The organism is Nocardia sp. NPDC051900, from assembly GCF_044452545.1.
GTDB classification, from domain to species: Bacteria; Actinomycetota; Actinomycetes; order Mycobacteriales; family Mycobacteriaceae; genus Nocardia; species Nocardia sichangensis.
The window spans coordinates 5,251-9,912 of record NZ_JBITBU010000049.1 but is presented as its reverse complement, the minus strand read 5'-3'; the positions used below and the strand labels follow the sequence as shown (position 1 = coordinate 9,912).

The window sequence follows — 4,662 nt, the reverse complement described above, 5'->3', positions numbered from 1 at the left end:
ACATCAGGGCCCGGAAAGCGGCGTCGGACAGCGGTTCGACCTTGGGGTGCTCGGGCATCCCGGAGTGCACGCGAACGTGCTGCCGTGGATCCAGGTCACGGGCCACTAGGGCACCTCCTTAAGCAGCCGCTCGAGTTCGTCGAGCAGCGTCACCAACAGGTCGGGATGGATTGCCGCGCAGTAGTCGCCGAGCGCGCCGCCGAGCAGCCCGTGAACGCAGTCGGACCACACAGCGGGCCCGCGCTCGTCGTAGGGCCAGCCGGGCTCGAATGTCTCGGCGCGGGCACGTGCGGCGAGATCGCGTAGTTCGGCGATCGTCGCGGCCCGTATCCGATGAATCCGGGGCACTACGTCACCCCCGGCGGTAGCTCGAACAGCGGCCCGTAGTGCTGCGCCTCGATGACGGCGCGCTCCTCGGCCGCGGCCTTGATGTTGGCCTCGCGGCGCGCCTCGGCGGGCGTCGTCTTCTCGGTGCATCGGTCGGCGAGGCGCGCCTCGCCGCTCGCCGTGCGGCCGTCGACCCATTCAGCGGGCGTCTGGCCGAGCACGGCGAGCGTGACGAGCGGGCACGGGTTGAACTCGTCGTCATCGTTGACGCAACGGCGCGCCTCGACGCCGCCGCCGGCGCACACGTTGTAGAACCACACTTCGGACTCGGTCGAGTTCGAGAACGGCGCACCGACGAGCGCCGTCCTCTCGTACTCGTCGGGCGACTTCACGACGCCTCGCGATTCCGCGAGCTGGACTCGGCGTAGTACCGGTGCGTCATCTGCTGTTGCTCCGGGGTGCAGCAGTCGCACGGCGGGTCGCCAGGTAGCCCGCACATGAACCCGAACACCGGACACGGCTCGTACACGTCGGAGTCACGGCACGCCGGGCACCCGGCCTCGTCGTACTCACCGCATCCCGTTGTGAGATCGCAAGTGCAATCCGGGGTCTCAGCCATGGGCGTTCACCTCCGCAGGTGCGTCGCCGGGCGGGTAGAGCATCCATTCCGGCTCCTCTGGGTCCACGTCAGCGAAGTCTCGAGCGACCGGATCGCTGTCACCGAGGACCGCCGGCGGGCAGTGATCCACCTCCGCCGGTGCGTCGCCGGGCAGGTAGACGTCGACCATCGGGCGACCGGGCAAATACACGTCGACCATTGGTCGCCCGGGCGGAACGCATTCGCATTGGGTTTCGCCGCAGTGGATGCACTCGCCGCAATCTGGGCACGCATCACGGTTCTCGTCGGCTTCGTCGTGCACCCAGAACAGTTCGGCGACAGCGAAGCTGATCGTCCCGCCGCCGCCGATGGTCACGCTGACGACGTGTTCTCCGCTGACGTATGTCGCGTGCGTGATGCCGGGTTCGCTGCGCTGAATGCCGAAGTCGGCCGGTGTGATCGAGTCGGTGACGCCGTGCCGCTTGGCGAATTCGCAGGCCTCGACGAGCGCGGCCTGCAGCGGTGTCTGCTCGCGAGCCGTGTCAGTCACCGGCGGCCTCCGGGTTGTGTCGCTGCAACCAGCGGCCGGTGTAGTCGTGTAGTCGAGCGACTTCGGCGGCGGTGAGGTGGGCGGTGCTGTCGCCGACGGCGAGCCATGCGAAGGGGCCCTCGATGATTACGGGGTTGTCGAGAGTGCCTCGGATCGAGGCGGCCCCGCTGGACTCGTAGAACCTGACGGTGTCGGTGCCGTCGCCTCGGTCGGATCGGGGAACGATCGGCTCCCAGTGGACAAATCCGCGGTTGGTGACTTTCTCGTCGGCCGGGGTAGTGGGTTTCTGGTCAGCCACGATCGGCCTCCTCCTGTGCCTGGTACGGCTCGCCGGTCTCGTCGTAGACGGTGAGCACGCGCCAGTCGACGCCGGGCACGTCGTTGCAGGCGTCGTGGAGGTCGTCGGTGGCCTCCTCGCGAGTGAAGGGCTTGCCCTCGTAGCTGATCCACCATTCGCCGCGGGGTTCGCGGTAGCCGACGATGTGGCCGATGGGGCGGCGTGCTTCCAGTTCGGCGACGCGAGCGCGCAGCTCGCGCAGCTCGGCCGCGATGCGGCGCGGGATTTCGACGGCCCATGTGATCCATGGGTCCTCGGCGATCCGACGCAGATCCTCGTCGGTCAGGCGGTGGTTGTGGTCGGGCACGGTCGGGGCGGTGGTCTGGTCGGTCACGGCTGCTGCTCCGTTTCCGCATCGCTCGACTCGCCCAGCAGTCCGGGCAAGTCGGCGGCGGATACGAGGACGTCGCGCGAGCTGGTGCCGAGTTTGGTCGGGCCCACGACGCCGTCCTCTTCCATGCGTTCGATCAGCGCCCGGGCCTTGGCGTAGCCGATGCCGAGGCGGCGCTGCAGCAGCCCGGTCGATGCGATCTGCGCGTTGACGACGAGCGTGATGGCGCGTTGGTAGCGTTCGCGGTCGGCGGCCTCGCCGCGGTCGAGGCGATCGGCGGCGAGGATGTCGGGCAGGCGTTCGGACCAGGCTTGCGCCTGCTTGGCCGCCTGCGCGGTGTCGTCCTCGCTGCGACGGCGCGCGGAAAGGACGCCGAGAAAGCTCTCACCGCAGCTGATCAACAGCAGGTGCTCGCCGCGTGCTTCGACACTGACGTGCTTCTCGTACGTGGTGGCAGCGACTTTGAACCGCGCGAGCTTCTCGCCGCTGACGTCCATGTTCAGAAGTAGCGCCGACTGTGCCTCGTGCGCGGCGGCGATCGTTCCGGCCACGGTGCCGAGGATGTCGCCCGTCGGCAACCGCGGGATCCGCAACGCCCGGCCGTCGACACCCAGGACCGCGCCCATCCCCGAGCAGTCGGTCGCGGTCAGCTGGTCGGCCGTGATGTCCAGGCGCAGCCGGAACTCGGGGTCGTCGCCCTTGCTGGCGCTGGCGTTGAACACGGTGAGCAGCTTTTTCGCGTCGTGCGGCAGCAGCTCGACGACGCATTCCTCGTGCCCGGAATCCCAGATGGACACGATCGCCAACGCCATCGTGATCCGGTCCGTCGCGGCGACGGTCACGTGCTCGCGGTCGATCGTGAAGCGGACCCGGTTGTACTCCGGCAGGTCCTTGTCGACGCCCGCGTGCGGGAGCACCGCGGTGAGAGCTTGGCGTAGGTCGGCGGTGCCCACGGTGAGACTGGTCATGCGTTGCTCCCGACGTAGCGAAAGTTCTTGTAGGGCACGAGATCGACCGCTCGGGCAAACCGGCATCCGTCGCACTGGCAGCAGAGGTCAGGACGCTGCTCGCCGTTGAGGATCACCAACGTCGGGTGGTCGGCGAGCGCGGTTGCGAGCTGGTCGCGTAGCTCGAACCGGCTGAAGCGGTTCTCGCTGAGCTGCTCGTTCTGCTCGGCCTCTCGGCAGTCGCAGGCGAGGTGATGATCAGTGCACGCGTCATAGCGCGGATCGCTGGTGTCGCGCGGCGGCGAGCTCGTCACGGCGACGGGTTGGCCGCGGAAATGGACGATCGGGCCGACGAGATCCGTCGATGGGCGGGCGATGTGAGGCGGCATATCGGTATGCGTCATCGGGTGGCCTCGCTCGGGTCGCTAACGATGCGGATGATCGCCTCGCGCATGTACTCGCCCGCGTCGGTTTCGCGCTCCCACGACCGGAGTTCGACGGGATACATGCCGTCCTCCCGTGGGGTGCGGGCGGCGATGACGTTCGCGAGCCGCTGCTGCTCGATGAGCTCGACGAGCCGGTCGCCGAGATACAGCAAGGCGTGTGCGGTGGCGGCCTGCGTGACGGTCGCTGTCGCGACCGGGTAGTCGACGCCCCCGGACCCGGCCAGAGTCGCCGCCTCCGCCGCGGCATCGGCGGTTTCGGCGAGCAGCGCGGCGGCGATGGCGCGGTAGTTTCTGTGGTCGCTCACTGACCGGCCCTCTTCGCGGCGGCGTCGGCGGCCTGCGCCTGGACGAGGAACCTCGTCATCTGCTCGGCCTGCTCGGCGGTCAGATCCTCGAGCGTGGCGAGGTCGGGGCGGTGTATGGCGTTGCGCACCCATTCGAGCCGCTCGCCCTCGTCGAGCACGTTGTCTCGTCTGAGGGCCGCTTTGAGGGCCGCGATCTGTTTGGGAGAGGCCTTGACCGAGCCGTCTACCTGCGGCATGTCCGGTTTTTCGCCCTCCTGTGAGGCGGTCGCGGGCGCGGGCGGGTTGTCCTCGAGGTGCGCGAGGAACCGAATGGCCTCGCCGCGGGTCACCTCGGCGGGCGTTGCGATCTTGCGGCCGAGGAACCGGCCGATCTCGGCGAGAATCTCGGCGTCGTCGGTGATGCCTCGTTCGCTCATCAGTCGGCCGATTTTGCGCTGCTGAATCTTGGTCATCGGCGGATCGGCGGGCTCGGTCTGCTCGGTGTCTGCCTGCTGCTCGGGGGGTGCGGCCGCCTCGGCGGACGGTGTCCACGTCTTGACGGGTTCGGCCGGTTCGTCCGGGGCACTCGCGGCGGCGAGCGCCTCGGCTGGTGACACCCGTTCGGACTTCACGCGCACCGGCTCGGGCTCGCTCTCGATGTCCTCGACGGTGCGGGAGATGCCGAGCAGCACGTCGGGCGCGAGGCGGCGGCACACTTCGGCGGCGGCCTTCGCCCACAGCATGTTCTCGGGTTCGGTGAGGTACTTCTCGTTCCCGATGAGGTTGCCGTTCTTGTTCCGGGCGTATTCACCTGTGGCGGGGTCGGTCTTCGGGATATAGAC

At 68.6% G+C, this 4,662-nt stretch carries 8 protein-coding genes and 1 pseudogene; all 9 read right to left on the bottom strand.

Annotated elements, in window-relative coordinates:
• Nucleotides 1-105: 105 nt before the first annotated feature.
• Nucleotides 106-348, bottom strand: a complete 243-nt coding sequence (locus tag ACIA5H_RS37110; protein ID WP_397080977.1) for a hypothetical protein — start codon at nt 346-348, stop codon at nt 106-108.
• Entirely contained in the window at nt 348-719 is a 372-nt protein-coding gene (locus tag ACIA5H_RS37105; RefSeq protein WP_397080976.1) for a hypothetical protein, read from the bottom strand. Before ACIA5H_RS37105 ends, ACIA5H_RS37110 begins: the two co-directional genes overlap by 1 nt.
• A 219-nt stretch (nt 720-938) precedes the next feature.
• On the bottom strand, nt 939-1,475 hold the full coding sequence (locus tag ACIA5H_RS37100) for a hypothetical protein (protein WP_397080974.1): 537 nt from the start codon (nt 1,473-1,475) through the stop codon (nt 939-941).
• Nucleotides 1,468-1,773: a hypothetical protein gene (locus ACIA5H_RS37095; RefSeq protein WP_397080972.1), complete on the bottom strand. Its 306-nt coding sequence runs from the start codon at nt 1,771-1,773 to the stop codon at nt 1,468-1,470. The genes ACIA5H_RS37100 and ACIA5H_RS37095 overlap by 8 nt, the downstream gene beginning before the upstream one ends.
• Nucleotides 1,766-2,146 (bottom strand): hypothetical protein, encoded by a 381-nt coding sequence (locus ACIA5H_RS37090; protein WP_397080970.1) that lies wholly within the window; start codon nt 2,144-2,146, stop codon nt 1,766-1,768. The genes ACIA5H_RS37095 and ACIA5H_RS37090 overlap by 8 nt, the downstream gene beginning before the upstream one ends.
• Nucleotides 2,143-3,111 (bottom strand): DNA translocase FtsK, encoded by a 969-nt coding sequence (locus tag ACIA5H_RS37085; RefSeq protein WP_397080968.1) that lies wholly within the window; start codon nt 3,109-3,111, stop codon nt 2,143-2,145. The genes ACIA5H_RS37090 and ACIA5H_RS37085 overlap by 4 nt, the downstream gene beginning before the upstream one ends.
• Nucleotides 3,108-3,494, bottom strand: coding sequence for a hypothetical protein (locus tag ACIA5H_RS37080; protein WP_364599086.1), 387 nt, complete (start codon nt 3,492-3,494; stop codon nt 3,108-3,110). Before ACIA5H_RS37080 ends, ACIA5H_RS37085 begins: the two co-directional genes overlap by 4 nt.
• The gene (locus tag ACIA5H_RS37075) at nt 3,491-3,841 is read right to left on the bottom strand and encodes a hypothetical protein (RefSeq protein ID WP_364599089.1); all 351 of its coding nucleotides are present in this window, start codon (nt 3,839-3,841) and stop codon (nt 3,491-3,493) included. Before ACIA5H_RS37075 ends, ACIA5H_RS37080 begins: the two co-directional genes overlap by 4 nt.
• A pseudogene (locus ACIA5H_RS37070) lies at nt 3,838-4,662 on the bottom strand (hypothetical protein); the annotation flags it as partial. The pseudogene ACIA5H_RS37070 and the gene ACIA5H_RS37075, both read right to left, overlap by 4 nt.